The 25,727-nt window shown below is 44.3% G+C and carries 22 protein-coding genes, 1 other RNA gene and 1 other annotated feature; of the genes, 21 read left to right on the forward strand and 2 right to left on the reverse strand.

The genetic code is table 11. The features are described from left to right. Positions 1-259 precede the first annotated feature (259 nt). The gene (locus tag LQ188_RS11060) at positions 260-2,458 is read left to right on the forward strand and encodes a bifunctional (p)ppGpp synthetase/guanosine-3',5'-bis(diphosphate) 3'-pyrophosphohydrolase (RefSeq protein WP_101222762.1); all 2,199 of its coding nucleotides are present in this window, start codon (positions 260-262) and stop codon (positions 2,456-2,458) included. Between the two features lie 15 nt (positions 2,459-2,473). Beyond that, positions 2,474-2,917, forward strand: coding sequence for a D-aminoacyl-tRNA deacylase (dtd, locus tag LQ188_RS11065; RefSeq protein ID WP_137020406.1), 444 nt, complete (start codon positions 2,474-2,476; stop codon positions 2,915-2,917). Positions 2,918-2,981: 64 nt separating this feature from the next. Here dtd and LQ188_RS11070 read toward each other — a convergent pair whose 3' ends face one another. Continuing rightward, the gene (locus tag LQ188_RS11070; protein ID WP_230176811.1) at positions 2,982-4,751 is read right to left on the reverse strand and encodes an SH3 domain-containing protein; all 1,770 of its coding nucleotides are present in this window, start codon (positions 4,749-4,751) and stop codon (positions 2,982-2,984) included. Positions 4,752-4,880: 129 nt separating this feature from the next. Here LQ188_RS11070 and LQ188_RS11075 point away from each other — a divergent pair, with 129 nt between their 5' ends. The 19 genes from LQ188_RS11075 to LQ188_RS11165 all read left to right on the forward strand — a co-directional run bounded on the left by LQ188_RS11075 (position 4,881) and on the right by LQ188_RS11165 (position 25,178). Next, positions 4,881-5,054, forward strand: a complete 174-nt coding sequence (locus tag LQ188_RS11075) for a hypothetical protein (protein ID WP_034308777.1) — start codon at positions 4,881-4,883, stop codon at positions 5,052-5,054. Positions 5,055-5,132: 78 nt separating this feature from the next. Beyond that, positions 5,133-5,369: a binding site (T-box leader), on the forward strand. Positions 5,370-5,468: 99 nt separating this feature from the next. Next, complete coding sequence (gene hisS, locus LQ188_RS11080; RefSeq protein ID WP_101222759.1) at positions 5,469-6,740, forward strand: histidine--tRNA ligase; 1,272 nt, start codon at positions 5,469-5,471, stop codon at positions 6,738-6,740. Positions 6,741-6,752: 12 nt separating this feature from the next. Next, positions 6,753-8,522: an aspartate--tRNA ligase gene (gene aspS / locus LQ188_RS11085; protein ID WP_230176812.1), complete on the forward strand. Its 1,770-nt coding sequence runs from the start codon at positions 6,753-6,755 to the stop codon at positions 8,520-8,522. An 86-nt stretch (positions 8,523-8,608) separates the two neighbouring features. Beyond that, positions 8,609-8,794, forward strand: a non-coding RNA gene (gene ssrS, locus LQ188_RS11090) — 6S RNA. 454 nt (positions 8,795-9,248) lie between these two features. Then, positions 9,249-10,265 (forward strand): NERD domain-containing protein, encoded by a 1,017-nt coding sequence (locus LQ188_RS11095; RefSeq protein ID WP_230176813.1) that lies wholly within the window; start codon positions 9,249-9,251, stop codon positions 10,263-10,265. Between the two features lie 196 nt (positions 10,266-10,461). After that, the gene (locus tag LQ188_RS11100) at positions 10,462-11,610 is read left to right on the forward strand and encodes a M20 family metallopeptidase (protein ID WP_353616219.1); all 1,149 of its coding nucleotides are present in this window, start codon (positions 10,462-10,464) and stop codon (positions 11,608-11,610) included. Positions 11,611-11,721: 111 nt separating this feature from the next. Continuing rightward, on the forward strand, positions 11,722-12,483 hold the full coding sequence (locus LQ188_RS11105) for a tRNA threonylcarbamoyladenosine dehydratase (RefSeq protein WP_101222756.1): 762 nt from the start codon (positions 11,722-11,724) through the stop codon (positions 12,481-12,483). A gap of 190 nt (positions 12,484-12,673) precedes the next feature. Further along, positions 12,674-13,864 carry an ABC transporter substrate-binding protein gene (locus LQ188_RS11110; protein ID WP_137020398.1) on the forward strand — a complete coding sequence of 397 codons (1,191 nt, stop codon included), beginning with the start codon at positions 12,674-12,676 and terminating at the stop codon, positions 13,862-13,864. 76 nt (positions 13,865-13,940) lie between these two features. Beyond that, positions 13,941-14,819: a branched-chain amino acid ABC transporter permease gene (locus LQ188_RS11115; RefSeq protein WP_101222754.1), complete on the forward strand. Its 879-nt coding sequence runs from the start codon at positions 13,941-13,943 to the stop codon at positions 14,817-14,819. A 13-nt stretch (positions 14,820-14,832) separates the two neighbouring features. Beyond that, on the forward strand, positions 14,833-15,804 hold the full coding sequence (locus tag LQ188_RS11120; protein ID WP_230176814.1) for a branched-chain amino acid ABC transporter permease: 972 nt from the start codon (positions 14,833-14,835) through the stop codon (positions 15,802-15,804). Then, entirely contained in the window at positions 15,779-16,558 is a 780-nt protein-coding gene (locus LQ188_RS11125; RefSeq protein WP_230176815.1) for an ABC transporter ATP-binding protein, read from the forward strand. Before LQ188_RS11120 ends, LQ188_RS11125 begins: the two co-directional genes overlap by 26 nt. Next, positions 16,558-17,265, forward strand: a complete 708-nt coding sequence (locus tag LQ188_RS11130; protein WP_230176816.1) for an ABC transporter ATP-binding protein — start codon at positions 16,558-16,560, stop codon at positions 17,263-17,265. The genes LQ188_RS11125 and LQ188_RS11130 overlap by 1 nt, the downstream gene beginning before the upstream one ends. A 111-nt stretch (positions 17,266-17,376) precedes the next feature. Beyond that, the gene (locus LQ188_RS11135) at positions 17,377-17,523 is read left to right on the forward strand and encodes a hypothetical protein (RefSeq protein WP_157831011.1); all 147 of its coding nucleotides are present in this window, start codon (positions 17,377-17,379) and stop codon (positions 17,521-17,523) included. 463 nt (positions 17,524-17,986) lie between these two features. Further along, on the forward strand, positions 17,987-19,165 hold the full coding sequence (locus tag LQ188_RS11140; RefSeq protein ID WP_101222750.1) for an ABC transporter substrate-binding protein: 1,179 nt from the start codon (positions 17,987-17,989) through the stop codon (positions 19,163-19,165). A gap of 163 nt (positions 19,166-19,328) precedes the next feature. Beyond that, positions 19,329-20,207 (forward strand): branched-chain amino acid ABC transporter permease, encoded by an 879-nt coding sequence (locus LQ188_RS11145; RefSeq protein WP_101222749.1) that lies wholly within the window; start codon positions 19,329-19,331, stop codon positions 20,205-20,207. 13 nt (positions 20,208-20,220) lie between these two features. Next, positions 20,221-21,186, forward strand: a complete 966-nt coding sequence (locus LQ188_RS11150; RefSeq protein WP_101222748.1) for a branched-chain amino acid ABC transporter permease — start codon at positions 20,221-20,223, stop codon at positions 21,184-21,186. After that, on the forward strand, positions 21,158-21,940 hold the full coding sequence (locus LQ188_RS11155; RefSeq protein WP_101222747.1) for an ABC transporter ATP-binding protein: 783 nt from the start codon (positions 21,158-21,160) through the stop codon (positions 21,938-21,940). The genes LQ188_RS11150 and LQ188_RS11155 overlap by 29 nt, the downstream gene beginning before the upstream one ends. Further along, positions 21,940-22,647 carry an ABC transporter ATP-binding protein gene (locus LQ188_RS11160; RefSeq protein ID WP_101222746.1) on the forward strand — a complete coding sequence of 236 codons (708 nt, stop codon included), beginning with the start codon at positions 21,940-21,942 and terminating at the stop codon, positions 22,645-22,647. Before LQ188_RS11155 ends, LQ188_RS11160 begins: the two co-directional genes overlap by 1 nt. Before the next feature lie 647 nt (positions 22,648-23,294). Beyond that, entirely contained in the window at positions 23,295-25,178 is a 1,884-nt protein-coding gene (locus LQ188_RS11165; RefSeq protein WP_230176817.1) for a S8 family serine peptidase, read from the forward strand. Positions 25,179-25,227: 49 nt separating this feature from the next. Here the strand turns inward: LQ188_RS11165 and LQ188_RS11170 are convergent, their stop codons facing one another. Then, positions 25,228-25,701 carry a VOC family protein gene (locus LQ188_RS11170; protein WP_230176818.1) on the reverse strand — a complete coding sequence of 158 codons (474 nt, stop codon included), beginning with the start codon at positions 25,699-25,701 and terminating at the stop codon, positions 25,228-25,230. Positions 25,702-25,727 lie beyond the last annotated feature (26 nt).

Genomic DNA, 25,727 nt, shown 5'->3' on the forward strand with positions numbered 1-25,727 from the left:
TTGTCGAATTTCCAGTGAAAAAAAGCAGTATTCTTTATAAAATACACGTTTATCTCTTTACATCCTTGCCTTTTTTTTCGATAATAGTAATAATAAAGAGTTTTTCTGCTAATAAGTTTATTTGCACTTTTATCCGTTTAAGCGGATTTATTTTTTTTCGCAAAAATTGTCACGTTTTGCAGAATAAAGGGAAGTGCTACCAATCATACTCAATCCGGATCATATCCGGTGGCAGTTAAAGTGGGGTAAAGGTGATTAAATGGCTAATGATCAAATATTGACTGCCGAGCAGGTTGTAGAACGGGCCAGCTTATATCTTCAGCCGGAAGAAGCTGAATTTATTCATAGAGCGTTTAAGTATGCAGAATATGCTCACCGAGAACAATTTCGTAAATCGGGAGAGCCATATATTATTCATCCGATTCAAGTGGCGGGCATTCTTGCTGAACTTGAAATGGACCCTGCAACCATTGCGGCAGGTTTTTTACATGATGTTGTTGAAGACACGGAGATCACTCTGAAGGATATTGAAGAAAATTTCAGTCCTGAAGTCGCCATGCTTGTGGATGGCGTGACAAAGTTAGGGAAAATCAAGTATAAATCACAGCAGGAGCAACAGGCGGAAAACCATCGGAAAATGTTCGTGGCGATGGCCCAGGATATACGGGTCATCCTGATCAAGCTTGCGGACAGACTTCATAATATGCGGACATTGAAGCATCTGCCGCAGGAAAAGCAGAGAAGGATATCGAACGAGACGTTGGAAATTTTCGCACCGCTTGCTCATCGTCTTGGTATCAGTACAATTAAATGGGAACTTGAAGATACTGCACTAAGGTATTTGAATCCTCAGCAGTATTACCGAATCGTCAACCTGATGAAGAAAAAGCGTGCAGAACGTGAACAGTATCTGGAAGAAGTCATTGATGAAGTGCGTAAAAACGTTGAGGAAGTCAATATTAAGGCTGACCTTTCCGGGAGACCGAAACATATATACAGCATTTATCGTAAAATGGCTTTGCAGAATAAGCAGTTCAGCGAAATTTATGATTTGCTTGCCGTTCGTATCGTCGTCAATAGCATAAAGGATTGCTATGCCGTTTTAGGGATCATCCATACATGCTGGAAGCCGATGCCAGGCCGATTCAAAGATTATATTGCGATGCCGAAGCCGAATATGTATCAATCGCTCCATACGACGGTGATCGGACCGAAAGGCGACCCGCTGGAAGTGCAGATCCGTACTTCCGATATGCATCGCATTGCCGAGTTCGGGGTTGCCGCGCACTGGGCTTATAAAGAAGGAAAAGATGTCGGTGAACAGCCATCACTGGAAGAAAAATTGACATGGTTCCGGGAAATTCTTGAATTCCAGGATGATGCGACTAATGCAGAGGAATTCATGGAATCCCTTAAAATAGATCTTTTTTCTGATATGGTATTCATTTTTACACCAAAAGGCGATGTCATCGAACTGCCATCAGGATCCAACCCGATAGATTTCGCTTACCGGATTCACTCGGAAATAGGAAACAAAACGATTGGTGCCAAAGTGAATGGGAAAATGGTGCCGCTGGATTATAAACTGAAAACTGGCGACATCATAGAAATCTTAACTTCTAAGCATTCTTATGGTCCAAGTCAGGATTGGCTTAAACTAACGCAAACATCTCAGGCGAAAAACAAGATCCGCCAATTTTTCAAGAAGCAGCGCCGGGAAGAAAATATCGAAAAAGGCAAAGAGCTTGTTGAAAAGGAAATCAAGGATATGGAGTTCGACCTGAAGGAAATCCTGACGGCCGAGAATATCAGGCGTGTTGCAGATAAATTTAACTTCCTGAATGAAGAAGATATGTATGCAGCAGTCGGATATAACGGAATCACTGCCCTTCAGGTAGCTAACCGCCTTACCGAAAAATGGCGTAAGCAGAAAATGGTCGAGCAAGAAGCGGATATTTCTGAAGCTGTAGCCGACCTGAAAACCTTCTCCAATACATCGAAAAAACGTGACTCAGGTGTACAGGTACCGGGGATTGATAACCTGCTTATCCGTTTATCGCGCTGTTGCAACCCAGTGCCAGGGGACGAAATCGTTGGTTATATAACCAAAGGCCGTGGAGTTTCAGTTCACAGACAGGACTGCCCGAACCTGGATAGCGGGGATTCCGACCATCGCCTTGTACCTGTTGAATGGGAAAGTACCATTAATGAACGCAAGGAATACATCGTTGAAATTGAAATCAGCGGCTATGACCGTCGCGGCTTATTAAACGAAGTGCTGCAGGCCGTCAATGAAACCAAGACCAACATTTCGGCGGTCTCGGGTAAATCGGACAGGAATAAGGTGGCGACCATTCACATGTCGATCTATATCCATAACATTGCCCATTTACAAAAGGTCGTCGACCGTATCAAACAAATTTCAGATGTTTATTCCGTTAGAAGGATAATGAACTAAGGAGTTTTTATTGCCATGCGTGTTGTTTTACAACGTTCCAAAGCGGCAAAAGTCGTTGTCGCAGACCAAGTCATCGGGCAAATCGACAGCGGGCTTGTCCTGTTGGTTGGTGTCACCCATGGGGATACCATCGATGACGCCGCCTATTTGGCCGATAAGATTGTAAATCTCAGAATATTTGAAGATGAAAATGAAAAGATGAACCATTCACTCTTGGATGTGGGAGGTTCGATTTTATCAGTTTCACAATTCACCTTATACGGCGATAGCCGCAAAGGCCGTCGACCGAACTTCATGGACGCCGCCCGTCCTGAAGAGGCGAATGAAATATATGAAGCATTTAACGAGGAACTCCGCAAGAAAGGCGTCCATACTGAAACCGGTCAATTTGGTGCCATGATGGATGTTCAGCTTACTAATGACGGTCCCGTTACACTAATACTTGAAAGCAAAAAATAACCTGCTGCGGCAGGTTATTTTTGTAGAAAAGCCAGCTTCGATTCGAAGCTGGCTTTTCTAATTCTTATTTAAAATACCGCGCCAATCCATTATAGATGGCAGATGTGATTTTTTCTTGATACTCATTCGATGTTAACGTCAATTCTTCCACTGGATTGCTTAAATAACCTAGTTCAATAAGTGTAGCTACCCGTTTATTTTCGCGGGTAACATGAAAATTACCGTAACGTGATCCGCGATTGGGCACCTGCATGGTTGAACCGAGTGAATTGGCCAGAGTAGCCGCCAATGCATGCTGGTAGTCATGATAGTAGTATGTGGTTATCCCGCTGGTGATCTGGTCCTTGGTGCTATCATAATGGAGGCTGATGAAAGCATCCGCGTTATGTATATGAGAAGTGCTGACCCGGGAAGGGAGTGGAACATAGGTATTTCCGCTTCTGGTCAGGATCACTTTAGCTCCTGCCGCCTGAAGTTTGTCCCGCAGCAGCTCTGCCGTACGAATCGTCAGGTTTTTCTCGAGTGTTCCACCGACGCCTATCGTACCGCTATCCCTGCCACCATGGCCGGGATCGATCACAATGGTTTTATCCTTTAAGTACTTTTCAACGCCAGGTCGTTGGATCTGCTCCGAATTCCCTTCGATCGTCACGATCCATCCGGCCACATAAGCCGTTTTTCCGCTCTTCAGTTTAATGGAGTACCAGTCGCCTTCCATACCTGATGCGGAGAACGTTTCACCTGCATTGGCCTGCTCGACAATCTTCGAGTTGCCATCAGGCTCGCTTCTAAGAATCGTACCATCATGAATGATGGTAATCTCGTTTCCTTTTACATCAACCTTTTTTTCCTTAGCCGTTTGTTCAACATTCTCTTTTTCCAGGTACCAACTCACGACCCAGCCCTTTTTTGAACCGGAGAGCTTGATCTGTGTCATATTTCCCTTTGTTTGCAGCACGGCGTAAGTCTCATCCTTGTTCACCGAACCGATGACCTTGCTGGAGAGAGAGGCTTCTTTCCTGACATTTAAACCTGCAGCGGTCACCCTTGCAGTGGCGCCTGCCGTTTCACTTTTCATGTCTTCTTTACCTTCGCTTACTTGTATGTAAGGTTCAGCTACCCAACCGCGGACTCCTTGGAAATCTATTTCAGCCCATTCATTTTCAACCCTGTAAACGGTCACTGACGTATTTTTATTCAGCTTTCCTAGCGAGGCACTGCTTGTCGATGGTTCCGAACGGACATTGAGCCGGTCCACCAAAGTTACTCCGGTTTTTACGGATTGATTCGTTTCTTTTTCCTTAGTTGAATCTTTCTTCGCTGCATTTCCTGATGCGGCGGGGAGATTAAGGTAGTCAGAAGAGACCCAACCTTCGATATCCGCCGTTTTGATCTTTATCCAATTTTCATTTTTTTCAATGATGTCAACAGCTGTACCTTTACTCAAGGACCCAACCGTTTGAAATGTAGTGCCTGGACCTGTACGGACGCGGACCGAGCTGCCTGATATCACGCCTTGTCCGGATTCCTTTTTGACCTGATTGGTTTCAGACCCCGTTTGTTTCTCCACTAACCAATTGGCAACCCATCCCGTTTTGCCGGCGCCAATCCGGATTTCGATCCAGTCGCCATCCTCATTCAGAATGGGATACGAGTCCCCTTTTTCCAGTTTTTTCACGATAGGGAAACTGAGGCCTGCACCTTCACGGACATTGACCACTTGGGTCGTCACGATATTTTCCCCTTCATCTTTTCCAAAAGCGTGATTGACGGGGAAAATCGCTGAGAATATCAGCATCAGTGTCAGGCCAAATAAACCTGATTTCTTCTTCATAAGTTGTCTCTCCCTTTTAATGTCTATATGTATGTATTCTCGTTCAATGAAAATTTCCCTCTTTCCTTGTGCAAAAAACATTTTTTTTAGGAAAGAATAGAGCTTATATAACTCTAGGAGGGAAACCACATGAAATTCAGCGAAAAAGATCAAACGAGCTTAAGCGGAGGCAATCAAGTATTGGGTGTCGATTTTCACGATTTCATCCAAAAGGAACAAAGCGCAAACCTTGTTGAATTGGCATCTGAATTCGGAGTCAATGTCCGGACAATCAAAAATCTGAAAAAACGTTTGAACCAATAAAATGCGACAAAATCCTCAGTCTGCCTTGACATTTGATGTTAACGTCCGTATGATTATAAAATATCAGACTTATTACTGCAATAACCAATGATGGAGAAGAGTAATTAAGAAACACATGAAAAGAGAGGAAATGCCGAGGCTGAAAGCATTCCACATGATGACTTAATGAAAGAACCCTCCGTAGGCTTCACTCCGAACGGATTTACTTAATAGGAGATGAACGTAAAACAGGCGTTAACTGTTTTTGAGCGGGGGCACTTTTTTTGTGCTTCAACTAGGGTGGCACCACGGGATATCCAAACTCTCGTCCCTTGTAACATATAAGTTACAAGGGGCGGGAGTTTTTTGTTTGGAAAAAATCAGTATAGCGCGCCGTATCAGAAAGGGCGCCTTGCTTTAAAGGAGGAAACACACATGTCTATTCAGATTCCTAGAGGTACTCAGGATTTATTGCCTGGCCAAACGGAAATTTGGCAGTATATCGAAAACACGGCGCGTGAGATTTGTCACCGTTATCAATATAAAGAAATCCGCACTCCAATTTTTGAGCACACGGAATTATTTTTACGTGGTGTAGGGGATACAACCGATATCGTACAAAAAGAGATGTATTCATTTCAAGATCGCGGTGAAAGGAACTTAACCCTTCGTCCGGAAGGCACCGCATCTGTTGTACGGTCATATATCGAGAACAAAATGTTCGGGTGGGCCAATCAACCGGTCAAGCTTTATTATATCGGGCCGATGTTCCGCTACGAACGTCCGCAAGCAGGCCGATTCCGCCAGTTCGTTCAATTCGGCATCGAAGCTTTAGGAAGTAAGGATCCAGGAATCGATGCAGAGGTTCTGTCACTTGCGATGAACCTGTACAAGGAACTTGGTTTGAAAAAGCTGAAACTTGTGATCAACAGCCTTGGTGATAAGGAAAGCCGGACAGCGCATCGCAATGCGTTAATCAAACATTTCGAACCCCGCATCGGCGAGTTTTGCGGCGATTGTCAAAACCGTCTGGAAAAGAATCCTTTGCGTATCCTGGATTGCAAAAAGGATCACGGTCACGAATTGATGAACACGGCTCCATCCATCATTGAATATTTAAATGATGAATCCCGTATTTATTTCGAAAAGGTGAAACAGCATTTAACCGATTTGGAAATCGATTTCGTAGAAGATCCGACTCTAGTGCGCGGCTTGGATTACTATAATCATACCGCCTTTGAAATCATGAGTGATGCAGAAGGCTTTGGCGCCATCACTACACTTTGCGGAGGCGGCCGTTATAACGGGCTGTCTGAAGAACTTGGCGGACCGGAAACACCAGGAATCGGCTTTGCACTTAGCATTGAACGCCTGATTGCAGCCCTCCAAGCAGAAAACATCGAGCTTCCGATCAAAAAGGGAATTGACTGCTATCTTGTTTCATTAGGTGAAACAGCCAAGGATTATACCGTCAAACTTGCCCATCAATTGCGGAATGCCGGTTTTACCGTCGAAAAAGACTATCAAGACCGTAAAGTGAAAGCACAATTCAAATCAGCCGACCGCCTTGAAGCAAGATATGTGGCGACACTCGGGGATGATGAATTGGCAAATAATAAAATCAATGTGAAGTTCATGGAAACCGGTGAACAAGTCCAGATGGATCTTGCTACATTCGTTGAACAATTTAAAAAGCTACAGGCTTAAGGGGGAAATACCATGTTTGGCAGAACATACTTCAATGGTGAAGTGACAGAAGCAGCTATTGGTGAAAAAGTAACATTAAAAGGATGGGTACAAAAACGCCGGGATTTGGGCGGTGTCATCTTTATCGACCTACGTGACAGAAGCGGAGTCGTCCAAGTCGTTTTCAATCCGGACATTTCGGCAGACGCGCTGGCTACAGCCGAAAAAATCCGTAATGAATACGTCCTTGATATCCAAGGGACAGTCATCAAACGTGATGAAGCCAACTTCAATCCGAACGTAACAACAGGGACAGTCGAAGTTCAAGCAGAAAACGTTACAATTTTAAACGAAGCAAAGACCCCTCCATTCATCATTGATGAAAGAACGGATGTATCAGAAGACATCCGCTTGAAATATCGTTATTTGGACCTGCGCCGTCCAGCGATGTTCGAAACGCTGAAAATGCGTAACCAAACAACAAAAGCGATCCGTGATTACTTGGATGGTGAAGGCTTCCTTGATATCGAAACACCTATCTTAACAAAAAGTACACCTGAAGGAGCACGTGACTATTTAGTGCCTAGCCGTGTGCACGAAGGGGAGTTCTATGCACTTCCGCAGTCACCGCAAATCTTCAAGCAGCTATTGATGGTATCAGGTTTCGAACGTTATTATCAAATTGCCCGCTGTTTCCGTGATGAAGATTTACGTGCTGACAGACAGCCTGAATTCACGCAAATCGATATCGAAACAAGCTTCATGAGCCAAGAAGATATCATCAAGACCGCAGAAAACATGATGGCTAAAGTGATGAAAGACGTAAAAGGATTGGACGTAACACTGCCATTCCCTAGAATGACCTACAATGAAGCGATGAGCCGTTACGGATCCGACAAACCGGATACACGCTTCGGAATGGAACTTAAAGATGTTTCCGAAATCGTCAAAGACAGTGATTTCAAAGTGTTCACCGGCGCTGTTGCAAGCGGCGGACAAGTAAAGGCAATCGTCGTTAAGGACGGAAATGCGGATTATTCCCGTAAAGACATTGATGGATTGGCTGAATTTGCAGCGATTTACGGTGCAAAAGGCCTTGCATGGCTAAAAGTCGAACAAGACGGCGTAAAAGGGCCAATCGCCAAATTCTTCGCTGAAGATCAAGAGCAATTAGTATCTGTATTGGAAGCCGAGGTGGGCGATTTAATCTTATTCGTGGCGGATAAGAAAGGCATAGTCGCTGATTCACTTGGAGCACTACGCATCAAGCTTGGTAAAGAAAGAGGCTTGATCGATCAAAGTAAATTCAACTTCCTATGGGTGACCGACTGGCCATTATTTGAATATGACGAAGAAGAAGGACGCTACTATGCAGCACACCATCCATTCACAATGCCATTCCGTGAAGACATGGACAAATTGGAATCAGACCCAGCAAGCGTCCGTGCCCAAGCATATGACCTTGTACTGAACGGCTACGAACTTGGCGGTGGATCACTGCGGATATTCGAACGTCACGTTCAGGAAAAAATGTTCAAAGTACTTGGATTCTCCGAAGAAGAAGCAAACGCACAATTCGGCTTCCTAATGGATGCATTCGAATACGGAACGCCTCCACACGGCGGAATCGCCCTTGGATTGGACCGCATGGTCATGCTGCTCGCAGGCCGCACGAACCTTCGCGACACCATCGCGTTCCCGAAAACAGCAAGCGCAAGCGACCTGCTCGTTGACGCACCGAGTACTGTAAGTGACAAGCAATTAGCCGAACTTAACCTAAGACTTGCTGCACTTAAAAAATAATTCATTTGGGAAAAATATGAAAAAATACCTAGGTGTTTTTTCTTGAAACTGAGCTAAGCATTATGATATGATATTTCCAATAAGTAAGAGTCCTGATGTGTTCGTTCTTTAACCTATAAGTTTTGACCGAACACTTATAGTTACCGGGAGCACTAGTTTCCTGGCCGCGTAAAAGCCTCCCTCGAAGAGGACTTACAAACGCGAGGAACCGAGCACCCACCTGCGGAGAGCGGGTTCAAAACAAAGGCGTAAACGGCACAATTGGGACTCTTACACCTTACAAAGCAACTCATGTTACATAACATGGGTTTTTTTGTGCGTAAAAATAGTCAATTTACAGGAGAATGTGTATATTTACGGGTAAATGGTGTAAATCACGAGTAAATAGTGCGAATTCAGGAGTAAAACGTAAATTCACGAGTAAATAGAGCGAACACACGAGTAAATAGAGCGAACACACGAGTAAATAGCATAAACTCACGAGTAAATAGCGCGAACTCACGAGTAAATGGCGAGAATTCACGAGTAAATAGCGCGAACTCACGAGTAAACGGAGCAAACTTACGAGTAAATGGTGCAAACTCACGAGTAAAAGGTGCGAACTCACAAGTAAATGGCGTAAACTCACGAGTAAATGACGATAACGTCCGACTGAGCTATAAATCTCAAGAAATAAACCGAGCAAACTCACGGTAAAATGCCTGATTTCAGTATGTGGCAGGAAAAATGGGCATTAACAAAGAAGCTAAAGGAGAAGGAGTTGATAAATGGATGCTAAAACCGTGTGAAAGGCCTATGAAAATGCTCAAACTGGAGGCATTAAGCAGGAGGCTATCAGCAAATCATCCAAAACAGGAAAGAATAAGGAATGATCTCCGGAAAATCCGTACAGGATTTAACGGGGAGCGGAGTATCGGAAAAGAACTGAAGAATCTTCCGAAAGAATATCGAGTATTTCATGATTTGAGGTTAGGCTACGACGGGAGCCGTTATTTTCAAATGGATTTCCTAATAATCACCTGGAATTACGGCATCATCATTGAAGTAAAAAACTTTGCTGGAACGCTCTATTTTGACCGCACCTATCCCCAATTGATTCGGACAAAAGATGGACAGGAACAAGCTTATCTAGATCCGCTGATCCAGGTTGACGTGCAAAAATCCCGATTTAATGATTGGCTTACTTTTCACAAATTTCCCTCGCTGCCGATTGAAACGCTCATTGCCAATGCAAACTCGAATACCATCATCAGGACTACCCCAGGTTTTACCCCCATTTTCAAAAAAATCACGGGAAAAGAAACCCTGATCTCTAAAATTCATACTCTCGATGAAAAGTATTCTTCTAAGCCATTAACCCAAAGGCAGAGCAATAGACTTTCGAACACGATTCTGCAAAAAAACACTCCGCATAATCCTGATATACTCGATTTGTATCAGATCGATGAGCAAGATCTGCTAAAAAGCGTTCAATGTCCTGAATGCTCTGCTCTCCATATGCAATATCACTGGGGCAAATGGTCTTGCAGTCACTGTTCTTACGCCTCCAAAGATGCCCACATTAAAACTCTTCGTGATTTTGCTCTCCTCATAAAACCCAATATTACGAATAAACAAGCCCGGCTCTTTTTACAAATAGATTCAATTGATATCATGCAACGGATGCTGTCTGCACTGGAATTGCCTTATTCGGGGCAATTTAAAAATAGAGCTTATAAACTTGATGGATTAATTCACGAGTAAATGGCGCAAACTCACGAGTAAACGAGCCAAATTCACGAGTAAATGGCGCAAACTCACGAGTAAACACCCCAATCTAACGAATAAAACCCAAATACCCTCGAATATACTTCAAATCTTCCCATTTAAGTAACATTCGGCAATATAGATTCGTAAATTATAGTAAGGTTGAGCAATATTCAGCCAAGGATAGAAAGTAGTGAGGGCTTTGAAAGATTTATTATATGCAAAGAGGAAGGAAATGCTTCAATTAGTGGAGCGGCTAGTGAATATAGATAGTGGTTCTCATACGAAAAAGGGTATTGATGAAATTGGTTCGATTTTAAAAACGAAATTTGAAAGTCTGGATTTTATTGTAAATACCGTTGAGCAACAGAATTATGGCAATCAGCTGGTCATCCAGCATCGTGAGGCGAATCAACCGCATATTTTGATCGTTGCCCATATGGATACGGTGTTTCCTGAGGGGACAGCGCAAAAACGTCCTTTTAAGGTGAAAGGAAATCGGGCATACGGTCCTGGTGTGGCGGATATGAAGTCTAGCTTGGTTGAGTTATTTTATGCGATCCATTGCTTGAAACAGACGGGGCAGACAGGCTATAAGCATATCCAAATCATTCTTAATAGTGATGAGGAGATCGGGTCTCCGTCGTCCGCTTCACTCATCTCGGAAAAGGCGGCAGGTAAGAAGTTTGCGTTAATTCTTGAACCGGCAAGGACGGACGGTTCGCTTGTCACGGCAAGAAGGGGCTGCGGTCAGTTTAAAGTCGATATTATGGGAGTTGCTGCCCATTCGGGGATCGAACCGGAAAAGGGACGAAGTGCAATTGAAGAATTGGCCCATAAGATCATCGCCTTACATCTATTGAATGATCAAAAGAAAGGAATCAGCGTTAATGTCGGCAAAATTGAAGGAGGCTCCGCTGTCAATATGATCGCTTCCCATGCGGCTGCCTTCGTCGATGTGCGGATTTCGGAAAAAAAGCAGGAAGGCACCGTTCTCAAGCAGCTGAAAAAAATCTGTGCAGAAACCTATATTCCCGGAACGAAAACGACATTAAGCGGAAAAATGGACCGATCTCCCATGGAAAAGAATGAGAAATCGAACTTGCTTTTAGAGACGATCCGTCAGGCTGGGAAGGAAATCGGCATCGAAATCACGGATACGGCCACGGGTGGAGGCTCGGATGCTTCCATCACTTCTGAATTGGGAATCGCTACAGTGGATGGACTCGGGCCCATTGGAGGAAATGCACATAGTGAAGAGGAGTATTTGGAAATTCCGAGCCTGACGGAAAGGACGCTCCTTTTGGCTACCGTCCTTCAAAAATTATCAAAAATGACCTAGTGCACTAATTCCGATTAGACTGCTCATATTTCGCTTGTCATAAATGATGTTTATGATATATTGTTTATTGGGAAGCTAAATAAGAACAGAATTTATTGGAGTTGAATATATATGCTGCATCAGTTTTCACGAAATGAATTGGCAATTGGCAAGGAAGGAATCGATATTCTGAAAAACACGACCGTTGCTGTCCTGGGTGTAGGAGGCGTTGGTTCCTTTTCAGCCGAAGCTTTGGCACGTACGGGGGTAGGCCGTATTATTCTTGTGGATAAAGACGATGTCGACATCACAAATGTAAACAGGCAGATCCATGCTCTATTATCAACAGTCGGTCAGCCGAAAGCGGAATTGATGAAAAACCGCATTCAAGACATCAATCCCGACTGCGAAGTGATCGCTCTTAAAATGTTCTATACAGAAGAAACGTTTGAGGAATTCTTCAGTTATGGCCTGGACTATGTCATTGATGCATCGGATACGGTCATTTATAAGATTCATGTGATGAAGGAATGCCTGAAACGGAATATCAAGGTGATTTCAAGCATGGGTGCCGCTAATAAGATGGACCCGACGCGTTTTCAAATTGCTGATATCTCCAAAACGCATACCGATCCGCTTGCCAAGGTCATTCGCACTAGATTGCGTAAAGAGGGCATAACAAAGGGAATCCCGGTTGTCTTTTCCGACGAGAGCCCTATTGTCATTCGTGAGGATGTCCGAAAAGAAGTCGGCAATGATGAGGCAAAAATCCGTAAAGCGCAAATGCCGCCATCTTCGAATGCTTTCGTACCATCCGTAGCGGGCTTGATTGCAGCTAGCTGGGTGATCAATGATATTTTAAAAGACATTGAAGTTCGCCGTGTAAACGATTGATAAGAAAGTTAACTGACTCTATAAAGGGTCAGTTTTTTTGTGTCGAATAGTAGATATTCCCTTTTAATAACTTTTTTATCCATATCATATAGACGGGGTCGAAAGAATGAGATAAACTTGTTTTCAGAATATTATTTTTATTCAGATATTCTATTTGTTTAAAAGAACATACAAAACAAGGGGGTTTCAAATGAAGAAGAAAAAGCTAGCAGGAGTGTTTCTATCACTTTCATTGGTTGCAGGGGCGCTGGCAGGTTGTAGTGGCGGCGACTCGAAAACTAGCAGTTCAGGCGGGGGTTCATCAAACTCGGGTGACACAATCAAAATTGGGGCCAACCTTGAATTGTCCGGAGGCACGGCATCATTCGGCCAATCGGCTGCCGATGGTTTGCAACTGGCCATCGATGAGATTAATAAAGAGGGCATCGACGGTAAAAAACTGGAAATCGTTAAGGTTGATAATAAATCAGATGCTGCAGAAGCTACAAGCGGTTCGATCAAGCTGGTCAGCCAGGACAAGGTTGTGGCTGTAGTCGGATCTGCGACAAGCACTAATACATTGGCACAGGTTCAGGTCGCACAAGATAATCAAGTTCCTCTACTCACACCAACTGCAACAAATCCCGACATCACCAACAAAGCTGGAAAATTAAATGATTATGTGTTCAGGACGTGCTTTATCGATCCATTCCAAGGTACGGTGGCAGCCAATTTCGCAACTGACGAAATAGGGGCAAAGACGGCTGCGATCTATGTGGATAGCGCAAGTGATTATTCCAAAGGATTGGCCGCAGCTTTTAAAGAAGCGTTCACTGCCAAGGGCGGTAAAATCGTGGCGGAAGAAGCTTATGTAACTAAAGATACTGATTTCCGCTCTACATTGACACGTATCAAATCCGCAAAACCGGAGTTCGTTTTCCTTCCTGGTTATTATGAGGAAGTCGGATTGATCTTAAAACAGGCTCGTGAAGACGGCATAGACCTTCCATTCATGGGCGGGGACGGCTGGGATTCCCCGAAGGTCGTTGAAATTGCCGGAGCTGAGGCTTTGAAAAATACCTATATCACGAATCACTATTCTCCGGAAGATGAAGATGCAAAAATCCAGGATTTCGTTGCAGCCTTCAAAAAGGAATACAATAAAACACCGGATGCCTTTGCAGCACTTGGCTATGACACTGGTTACTACCTGGCTGATGCCATCAAGAGATCTGGTGATGCTTCTCCCGAAAAAATCCGACAAGCGTTGGAAGATGTCAAAGATCTTCAATTAGTTTCCGGAACGCTGAACCTCGATGAAAACCATGATCCGATCAAATCGGCGACCATCTTGGAATATGTGGATGGCAAACAAACATTCAAAACAAAAATCAATCCATAATACCTTACGTGGATAGGGGGCAAGTCCCCCCTATTCTATATTCACTTAAAAAACACCTTAACGGGGAGAGTGCAATATGGAACTGATTCAGCAATTGGTAAATGGCATTTCACTCGGAAGCATTTATGCTTTGATCGCGCTTGGTTATACGATGGTATATGGAATCGTCAAGCTTATAAACTTCGCCCATGGAGACGTATTCATGGTCGGTTCATTTGTAGGGTTTTACGCCATTACCGTAATGGACTTATCCTTCATCCCAGCTTTATTGATTTCGATGGTCTCATGTGCCATCTTTGGCGTTTTAATTGAACGCATTGCTTATAAACCCCTTCGTAATGCAACACGGATCGCGGCCTTGATAACGGCCATCGGTGTTTCCCTTCTGATAGAAAACGGGCTGATTTACATCCGGGGCGCCCAGCCGGAAGCCTATCCAAATAACGTCCTTCCGATGGATAAACTCGATATATTGGGAGTTTCCATCAGCAGTCAATCGATATTGATCTTATCTGTTTCCATCATATTAATGATCATCCTACAATTCGTTGTCCATAAAACCAAAATCGGCAAAGCGATGCGTGCCGTTTCATTCGATTCCGAAGCGGCTAAGCTGATGGGAATCAATGTGAATAATACGATTTCAGCTACATTCGCCATAGGTTCGGCCCTTGCAGGGGCAGCTGGTGTCATTTTTGGAATCTACTATATTAAAATCGAGCCGTTGATGGGTGTCCTTCCTGGCCTTAAAGCATTTGTTGCAGCAGTCTTGGGCGGCATCGGCATCATTCCTGGCGCAATGGTCGGCGGTCTGCTGCTTGGGGTGATCGAGGCTTTGGTCAGTGCTGCCGGTTATTCATTATGGCGCGATGGTGTGGCTTTCGTCGTACTTATCTTGATTTTGATTTTCTTGCCGCAGGGTCTGTTCGGTAAAAATAAAAGAGAAAAAGTATAGGGGAGACATGGCGATGACTACTTTAAAGAATTCAAAGGGTTTTTGGCTCTCGATCGTGCTCGCACTTATTTTTTTCGGAATCATGCAGTACACCATTTCAAGCGGTATGCTCAACCCATTTTATATCAACACGCTCATGTTCATCGGCATCAATATCATGCTGGCGACGAGCCTGCATTTAATCATTGGAATAACCGGACAGTTCTCGATCGGGCATGCAGGTTTTTTAGCGGTAGGGGCCTATGCTTCGGCAGTCATGACAATGAAGCTGGAACTTCCATTCATCATAGCTGTATTGGCTGGGGGCGTAATAGCCGCTGTTGCGGGCATGGTGATCGGGGTACCGAGCTTGCGCCTGAAGGGGGATTACCTGGCGATAGCTACGCTTGGATTTGGGGAAATTGTCCGGATCGTCCTTTTGAATATTGATTATGTAGGCGGGGCAAGCGGGATGCAGGTATCCCACCTGACTACTTGGCCATGGGTTTTTGCCTGTGTGATGATCACCGTCTTAGTCATCCGGAATTTCACCAATTCGACTCACGGAAGGGCATGCATATCCGTAAGGGAAGATGAAACGGCCGCTGATGCGATGGGAATCAATACGACCTATTATAAAGTGGCGGCTTTCGTCATCGGAGCCTTTTTTGCCGGAATCGCCGGATCGCTTTATGCCCATAATTTCTATATTATCCAGCCATCGAATTTCGGTTTCCTAAAATCCTTCGATATTCTGATTTTCGTCGTACTTGGCGGTCTTGGAAGTCTTTCAGGTTCGGTTTTGGCCGCAATTTTACTGACGATCGTGACGACATTCCTTCAGGATTATCCGGAAACGAGGATGATCATCTACAGCCTTGTCCTGATCCTGATGATGATTTTCCGCCCGCAGGGTTTAATGGGAACAAGAGAAATCACGACATTGTTCACACATAAAAAAACGAAAGGGGGCCCAAAGGATGGAAGCCACAATACCGTTGCTTAAAGTAGATTCGGTGGGTATCCGTTTTGGCGGTTTGAAAGCTGTGTCCGATGTGAATGTGGAATTATTTCCAGGGGAACTTGTAGGTCTGATCGGGCCGAATGGAGCTGGGAAAACGACCTTCTTCAATTTATTGACGGGTGTGTATGTACCAACAGAAGGAACGATTGCCTTGAACGGGGAAAATCTAAATAAGCAGCCGCCTTATAAAATTACCCGAAAAGGGATCTCGAGGACCTTTCAGAACATTCGCCTCTTCAGTGAGTTATCCGTGATCGATAACGTGAAGGTTGCTTACCACTCGCTTGCCAAGCATGGAATTCCAAGCTCCATATTCCGGCTGACGGGACATTTTTCCGGGGAAAAGGAAATGGATGAAAAGGCGCTGGAATTCTTGAGGATTTTCAATCTTGACCATTTTAAGGATGAAAAAGCGAAGAATCTTCCATACGGACAGCAAAGGCGGCTGGAAATCGCGCGTGCCCTTGCCGCCAATCCGAAACTTCTTTTACTGGACGAACCCGCAGCCGGGATGAACCCGCACGAAACGAAAGAATTAATGAATCTCATTGCTTTTATCCGGAAGGAATTCAACCTTACCGTTTTGCTCATCGAGCATGATATGTCACTTGTCATGGGGGTATGCGAACGGATTTACGTTCTTGATCATGGACAGCTTATCGCTCACGGGAAGCCGGAACAAATCCGCAACGATCCAAAGGTCATCGAGGCATATCTAGGGGAGGAGGTTTCCTGATGCTGAAAATAGAGGACATCAATGTTTTTTATGGCAATATCCAAGCGTTAAAAGGGGTTTCCATGGAGATTAACGAGGGCGAGATCGTGACCTTGATCGGGGCGAACGGAGCGGGAAAAAGCACGCTGCTCAAAACGATTTCCGGTCTGTTAAAACCAAAGCAAGGAAAGATTCTGTTCGAAGGCGAGCCGATTGGAGGAAAAGCTGCACAGTCCATCGTGAAAATGGGCATATCCCATGTACCTGAAGGACGACGTGTCTTTGCCAACATGACGGTAGCCGAAAACCTGGAGCTAGGGGCTTATTTGCGGAAAGACAAAGATGGCATCCATAAGGATATGGAAAAGGTATACGAGCTATTTCCGAGGCTGCTGGAGAGAATCAAACAGCAGGCCGGCACGCTTTCAGGCGGTGAACAGCAAATGCTTGCAATGGGCCGGGCCTTAATGGCCAAACCACGGTTATTACTGCTCGATGAACCTTCGATGGGGCTTGCACCGCTTCTGGTGAAGCAAATATTCAACATCATCCAGGAAATCAGTGAGACCGGAACAACGATCCTTTTGGTCGAGCAAAACGCCAACCTTGCATTATCGATTGCAGATCGGGCTTATGTAGTTGAAACGGGCCGAATCGTCCTGTCGGGCAATGCCGAGGAACTCACTTCAAGTGAAGAAATAAAAATGGCCTATTTAGGAGGACATTGAACCTCCGTTTCATAAATTAACTCCTGCGGGAAAAGTGCAACCGATGGAGACAACAGGCGCAAAGGGCGCCGAGGAGGCTCCCGGACCGCCAGCGGAAAGCGAGTGCCTGCAGTGGATATCAAAGGTCGAATTATACAAAAATCAAATATTATCGAGTTTGTCTACAGTCATGAACCGCCGTTTGGCGGTTTTTTGTTTGATGATCGGGTTATGCAAAATATACAGAAAGATAAAAAAGCAGAGGAGCTTCATGCATGATTTTATACATCCAATATAGTATTATTCAATTTTGATATAGGAATTAAGACTAAAAAAGAACAAAGAAAATGGGTTTAATTCCCTATCAATATACTTCTATTTTGGTAAAAATGTAATTAAAAGGATGAAAAAAATAAGGAAATGAATAATTTTTTTTGAGCAGTAAATAAGGGATTTGTAATATTAATATAATTAAATTATCAGTTTTTTCTGATTATACCGCCTGTTTTCGCAATATTTAAAATATATAAAGATAAAAATGATATAGCACTTCCTGTGAAAAATATCCTATTTGGCGCAATCTTCTCACAATTATTATATAGACGGAATGAAAATTATGCGGTAAACTATTTTTCGAAATATTAATTTAATTTCAAAAATTTCATCTAATCAACTTTTTCTGAGGCATCTTGAATAAATATTCATGCATCAGAGCGATGATTACAAAACGGGGGGATTATTTATGAAAAAGAAAAAACTAGCAGGTGCATTCCTTTCTCTAACACTTGCTGCAGGAGTGCTAGCCGGTTGTTCCAGCTCTGGTTCATCAGAAAAATCAGGCGGAGATGGAGATACGATAAAAATCGGTGTCAACCTTGAATTATCAGGCGGTGTTGCTTCATATGGACAATCGATTGCAGAAGGTCTGGAGCTTGCGACTGCAGAAATAAATAAAGAAGGCATTGACGGTAAAAAAATCAAACTTATTAAAGTCGATAATAAATCAGAAGCGTCAGAAGCGACTAGCGGAGCGATCAAGCTGACATCACAAGATCAGGTTGCAGCAATCGTAGGTGCAGCGACAAGCACGAACTCGATTGCACAAGTACAGATTGCCCAAGATAATAAAGTGCCGGTCATCTCACCTTCCGGTACAAGCCCTGAAATCACTTTCAGCAAGGATAAATTGAACGATTACGTTTTCAGGACAAGCTTCATCGATCCATTCCAAGGGACGGTAGCTGCGAACTTTGCAACTAAAGAAATCAAAGCGAAAAGTGCAGCCATCTATATTGACAGCTCAAGTGATTATTCAAAAGGATTAGCGGCAGCCTTTAAAGAACAATTCGAAAAAAATGGCGGAAAAATCGTTGCTGAGGAAGCTTACATCGCGAAGGATACTGATTTCCGTTCCACATTGACTCGTTTGAAATCGGCAAAACCTGATTTCATTTTCCTTCCTGGTTACTATGAGGAAGCTGGTCTTATCGTGAAGCAGGCACGTGAAACTGGACTTGACGTTCCTTTCATGGGCGGCGACGGCTGGGATTCTCCTAAGCTAGTTGAAATTGCCGGTGCAAAAGCTCTAAATAATACGTTCATCACGAACCATTATTCTTCAGGTGACCCTGATGAGAAAATTCAGAATTTTGTGTCTGCATTTAAAGCGAAGTACAAAGATAAATCCCCGGATGCATTTAACGCTCTAGGATATGACACAGGATACTTCCTTGCAGACGCGATTAAACGTGCTGGATCAGCGGATTCGGAAAAAATCAAAGAAGCGCTGGAAAAAACGGCTGACCTTGAGCTTGTAACGGGTACATTCACATTGGATGAAAAACATAATCCAATCAAATCTGCTACCATCCTTGAGTTTAAAGAGGGAAAACAAGTATTCAACACGAAAATCAATCCTTAATTTCGGAGAACAACTCCAATCCTTTCGCCGGCCCTTCGTAAATAAGAAGGTGCTGGCGAATTCTCATTTTTCAAGCATGCCAGGTCGCTGATCTTCCCCTTAGCGGAATGAAAAGAGTCTGGACCAACCAATCATAAAATTAGATTTTCAAGGAGAGTCGAACATGGAATTGATACAACAGTTAATAAACGGGGTTTCATTAGGAAGTATTTATGCCCTTATCGCTCTCGGATATACGATGGTTTACGGGATTGTTAAATTGATAAACTTCGCACATGGCGATGTATTCATGGTCGGCTCATTCGTTGGTTTTTACTCGATAACGGTCCTGGATCTGTCATTCGTGCCCGCCCTATTAATCTCGATGACGGTCTGTGCGCTGTTTGGTGTATTGATCGAGCGTATCGCGTACAAGCCATTGCGTAACGCAACACGTATTGCGGCACTTATCACTGCCATCGGTGTTTCCCTTTTGATCGAATACGGATTCATCTACGTCCGCGGTGCACAGCCGGAAGCTTATCCGAATGATGTATTGCCGGCAGACAAGTTCAATATTTTTGGAGTTTCCATCAATAGCCAATCGGTATTGATTTTTGGAGTGGCTGTAGTTCTAATGATCATCCTTCAAATCATCGTTCATAAATCAAAAATAGGAAAAGCGATGCGTGCCGTTTCCTTTGACGCGGATGCAGCCAAACTGATGGGGATAAATGTCGATAACACGATTTCTGCCACCTTTGCAATCGGTTCCGCATTGGCTGGGGCAGCGGGCGTCATTTTCGGTATTTACTATATCAAGATCGAGCCGCTAATGGGCGTGCTTCCGGGATTGAAGGCATTCGTTGCCGCCGTTCTTGGAGGGATCGGGATTATTCCTGGCGCGATGGTCGGTGGCCTATTGCTAGGTGTCATCGAAGCTTTGGTCAGTGCCGCCGGTTACTCATTATGGCGTGATGCTGTAGCCTTCGTCGTACTGATTCTTATCTTGATTTTCATGCCACAAGGCTTATTCGGTAAAAACAAAAAAGAAAAAGTATAGGGGAGACAAAGCAATGACTACAATTAAGCGAGCAAAAGGTTTTTGGCTCTCGATTTCACTATCATTGATCTTTTTCGCCGCAGTTCAAGTGTTAATCGGCGGCGGATCGCTAAATCCTTTTTATCAAAATACGCTCATGTTCATCGGGATCAATATCATTCTGGCAGCGAGCCTGCACTTGATCATCGGGATAACCGGGCAGTTCTCCATCGGACATGCCGGATTCCTGGCAGTCGGTGCCTATGCTTCAGCCGTTATGACGATGAAGCTGGAAATGCCATTTTATGCGGCATTGATAGTCGGCGGTTTGGCGTCGGCGCTGGCAGGCTTGATCATCGGAATTCCAAGCTTACGCTTAAAAGGTGACTACCTGGCGATTGCAACCCTTGGTTTTGGTGAAATCGTCCGGATCATGCTGTTGAATATCGATTATGTCGGCGGGGCGAGCGGCATGCAGGTTTCCCATTTGACCACTTGGCCGTGGGTATTCGCTTCGGTTATCGTAACAATCATCGTCATCCGAAACTTTACTAGCTCGACCCACGGCAGGGCCTGCATATCGATCCGCGAGGACGAAACGGCTGCCGATTCGATGGGAATCAACACGACGTATTATAAAGTTGTCGCATTTGCGATCGGTGCTTTTTTTGCCGGTATTGCTGGAGGGCTTTACGCTCATAACTTCTATATCATCCAGCCATCGAACTTCGGATTCCTGAAATCATTTGATATTTTGATCCTAGTCGTGCTTGGAGGTCTTGGAAGTCTTTCCGGTGCCGTATTGGCCGCGATATTATTGACGGTTGTCACGACTTTCCTGCAGGATTATCCGGAAACACGAATGATCATCTACAGCCTTGTGCTAATCGTGATGATGCTCTATCGCCCACAAGGCTTAATGGGGACAAAAGAAATAACATCCATGTTCAAACGTAAAGGAGGAAGCAGCCATGAAAAAAATAAAAACACCGCTGCTTAAAGTCGATTCGGTCGGCATCCAGTTCGGTGGGCTTAAAGCCGTTTCTGATGTTAACGTCGAGTTATATCCAGGAGAACTGATTGGCTTGATCGGGCCGAACGGCGCTGGAAAAACGACTTTCTTTAACTTGCTGACAGGAGTTTACGTCCCGACGGAGGGCACGATTTCTTTGGAAGGTGAGAACTTAAGAAAACTGCCTCCATATAAAATCACGCAAAAAGGTATCAGCCGGACATTCCAGAACATTCGCTTATTCAGTGAGCTATCCGTGATCGATAATGTAAAAGTTGCCTATCATTCGCTTTCGAAACATAATATCTTAAGTTCGATCTTCCGCATGCCGATCCATTTTAAAGGCGAAAAGGAAATGGATGAAAAGGCGATTGAGTTCCTGAAGATTTTCAACCTCGATCAATATAAGGATGAAAAGGCGAAGAACCTGCCATATGGTAAACAAAGACGTTTGGAAATCGCCCGTGCACTTGCAGCCAACCCGAAACTGCTTTTGCTGGATGAACCAGCTGCGGGGATGAACCCTCAGGAAACGCATGAGCTCATGAACCTGATTGCCCTCATCCGTGAGAAATTTGATTTGACCGTATTATTGATAGAACATGATATGCCGCTCGTCATGGGTGTTTGCGAACGCATATATGTACTCGATCACGGACAACTGATCGCTCAAGGAAAGCCAGAGGAAATCCGTAACAATCCAAAAGTCATCGAGGCCTATCTGGGCGAGGAGGTTTCATAATGTTAAAAATCGAGGACATCAACGTCTATTACGGAAACATTCAAGCCTTGAAAGGAATCTCGCTTTCTATTAACGAAGGCGAAATCGTAACCCTGATCGGGGCGAACGGAGCCGGGAAAAGCACGCTGCTGAAAAGCATTTCCGGCCTATTAAAACCAAAACAAGGGAAGATCGTATACGAAGGGCAATCCATCGGTGGAAAGGCAGCACAATCCATCGTGAAAATGGGCATTTCCCATGTCCCTGAAGGCCGGCGGGTATTTGCTAACATGACCGTCGAAGAAAACCTTCAGCTTGGTGCTTATTTACGTAAGGATAAGGCAGGTATCAAGCAGGATATGGAGAAAGTCTATGAATTATTCCCGCGTTTGCTAGAGCGCCTGAAACAGCAATCCGGAACACTTTCCGGCGGGGAACAGCAAATGCTCGCAATGGGCAGGGCACTCATGGCCAAGCCCCGGCTTCTGTTATTGGACGAGCCATCCATGGGACTTGCGCCATTATTGGTGAAGCAAATCTTTAATATCATCGAAGAAATCAACAAAACGGGTACAACGATTCTGCTGGTCGAACAAAATGCCAACTTAGCACTATCCATCGCGGACAGAGCCTATGTTGTCGAAACCGGCCGAATTGTCCTATCAGGCAAATCAGAGGAACTGACCGCAAGCGAAGAAATCAAGAATGCCTATTTAGGAGGACATTAAACCGCTTTATAGCGGTTACAAACTGCAGATGAACTCGAGGAAAAGCGAGTTTACCTGCAGTTTTTTATTGAAAAAAGTACCAGTTGATTTCAGAAATCCGCTCCCTTTCCGCCGACTGCCTGCCAAGCCTCCTCGCCTAGCGGCTGCGGTGTCTCGGCTAGCCAGTTAATTCGGCAGGAGTGTCGCAAATTTCTTCCATCTATTAAGGATTACAGTAAAAAAACATGAAGAATAATTTAGTCTTGTTTTAAAATCATAGTTTAGGATTAGACCAATCGGAACTGCCTTTATAGACAAAAGGGCTTCTGTCTGAATTTTTCAAACGAAGTTGATTGGAACGGAAGGCACGAGACTCCTGCGGGAAAAGCGAGTGCCTGGAGTGGAAATCAAAGTGCAAATTTTACAGTAAAATTATTACCTACAGTCAACCGCTTTGTTTTAAGATTTAGGTAGACCCCATTTTGTCGACAAACTGAAGCCGCTTTATAGCGGTTTTTTTGTTATGCAAATAAGTTAATTTAACTAGATAAAAAGGTTAGTAAATCCAAATCAGACGGTATACAATCTAGTTAGGAATAATAGTAGAATTGGTTCATGATCAAACCTCATCGTTAGCTATTCTTAATCATATTTTTTGGAGTGATTGCATGCACAAATTTATTCAGGGCATATTGCCGGTATTATTATTGTTTATGATTCTGCCAATCTACCAGCCAGATTTTGCTTCTGCAGAAGAAACGCCGCAATCTGATGGCGTCATCGTCAAGTATAAAGAGGAAAACGATGAGCCGATCAACGAGTTGATAGAAAAGGTGGAGGTTCCTAAAGGGGAAACAACCGACAACCTGATCGAGGAACTTGAAGAACAGAAGAATGTGGAATATGCAGAACCAAACTATCTTTTCAAGAAGATGGAAAGTCCTAACGATCCAGCTTACATAGACCAATGGCATCATAAAAGGCTTGGTACGAGTGCTGCGTGGACAAAATCAATGGGCTCGAAGGAATTGATCGTGGCCATCATTGACGACGGAATCGATCGCAACCACGAAGATTTAAAAGGGAGGATCGTCAATGCCTATGATACGATACGCAATCGGAAGTATATCGTCCCAAAAGGGGCGCATGGAACGCATATCGCAGGCATCATTGCCGGTTCAGCGAACAATGGCATAGGCGGAACGGGTGTTGCCCCGAACGTTAAACTAATGCCGATCAATGTCTTTGATGGGGAGTATGCCGATACCGCCGATATCATTGAAGCGATACATTATGCCGTTCAGCAAAAGGCAAACATCATCAATATGAGTTTAGGAGACACCAGTTATTCGGAGGCCTTGAACAAGGCTGTCCAGGAAGCCTATAAAAAAGGCGTCCTGATCGTCGCGGCTGCCGGGAATGAAGGGGATATGGGGAAAAGTGTACAGCGTGTGTACCCAGCCGCATTCAGCCATGTCATTTCCGTTGCTGCCACTAACTCAAGTGACAAGCGTCCCAGTTATTCAAACTACCATTCAACAGTCGATATTGCGGCCCCTGGAGATGATATCCTTTCGACCCTGCCTTATGGTAAATACGGCTGGATGAGCGGAACATCGATGGCCACGCCGATGGTGGCGGGTGTAGCGGCCCTGATTTGGTCCCATGAGCCCAAACTCAACACAAAGGAGGTCGAATACCGCCTCTATGATTCAGCCGTGGACCTAGGTGTAAAAGGGAAAGACATCTACTATGGAAACGGGCGGGTCAATGCCAAAAAAGCACTGGAAATGAAGACGCTGACCAAACCGGCCGTGACAGCAATATCCGATAAGGACACCAAGATCAATGGGAAAATCCCTACCGATTTCAAAACGGGGACCGTCTCCATTTATACCGGTAATAAACAACTCGCCACAGTGAAGATCAACGGCGAAAAAACGTTTACAGCGACTATCGCAAAACAAACAGCCGGAACGACCATCTCTACTAGGGTCATCGATAAATCGGGAAATAAAAGTATACCCGTTTCATTTAAAGTGGCAGATAAAACGGCTCCTGCAAGACCGTCGGTAAATACGGTAGGTGACAATACCGTAAAAGTAACCGGCAAAGCGGAAGCGAGCTCTTCCGTCACTGTCAAAACTGGCAGTACGGTTCTAGGCAAAGCAAATTCGAACAGCGCAGGGAATTTCACCGTAACGATGTCAAAAAAACAAAAAGCCGGAAAAGTCCTATCCGTTACAGCAACCGATAAAGCAGGAAATATAAGCTCGATCAAAACCGTGACCGTTGCAGACAAAACAGCACCAAGTAAACCGACGGTCAACACAGTAACGACAAAAACGACAATAGTAACCGGCAAAGCAGAGGCCAACTCCACAGTATCCATCAAAGCATCAAAAAAAGTGATCGGCTCTGCCACAGCAACGACTAAAGGCACATTCTCGGTAAGAATTCCTAAGCAAAAAGCCGGGCAGAACCTTTATACCTATGCCAAAGACAAAGCGAAAAACGTAAGCGAATCAAGAAAAGTAACGGTTAAAAAGTAATAGAAAAACAAGAACAGCCCCCAATAATAAATTGGGGGCTGATCTTATATCAATCTTTATTTCCATACATCAATTCCGTGCTTCTGCTGTAAAGCTCAATGATATTGCCGAAAGGATCCTCACAATAGATTAAATAATAGGGCTTGTTCTCCCAGGTATTCCATATATCGCTTCGCCTTCTTCCGCCAGAAGCAGCAATATCATCAGCCAGCTTTTCAATATCATCCGATACTAAGCAAATATGAAAAAAGCCCTCATAACCGCGACTTTCACCTTTAGGCATTCTCGGCTCATCAAACTCAAAAAGCTCAATCCCCACTCCATTGTCCGCCATCATGTGAGCATTACGCATCTTTTTAACTTCATCACCAAGAAGATCATTCGTCATATTATGTTCATTCTCATCACTCGCATCAAACGAATAGGGACCCGCCAATAATTTGAATCCCAACACCTGCTCATACCACTTAATCGCCGCATCCAAATCAGGTACAGCCAATCCAACATGAGTAATTGCTGTCATATGTATCCCCCCTGGTCATTAAAATA

Source organism: Peribacillus sp. Bi134 (genome assembly GCF_918698065.1).
Classification (GTDB): Bacteria; Bacillota; Bacilli; order Bacillales; family DSM-1321; genus Peribacillus.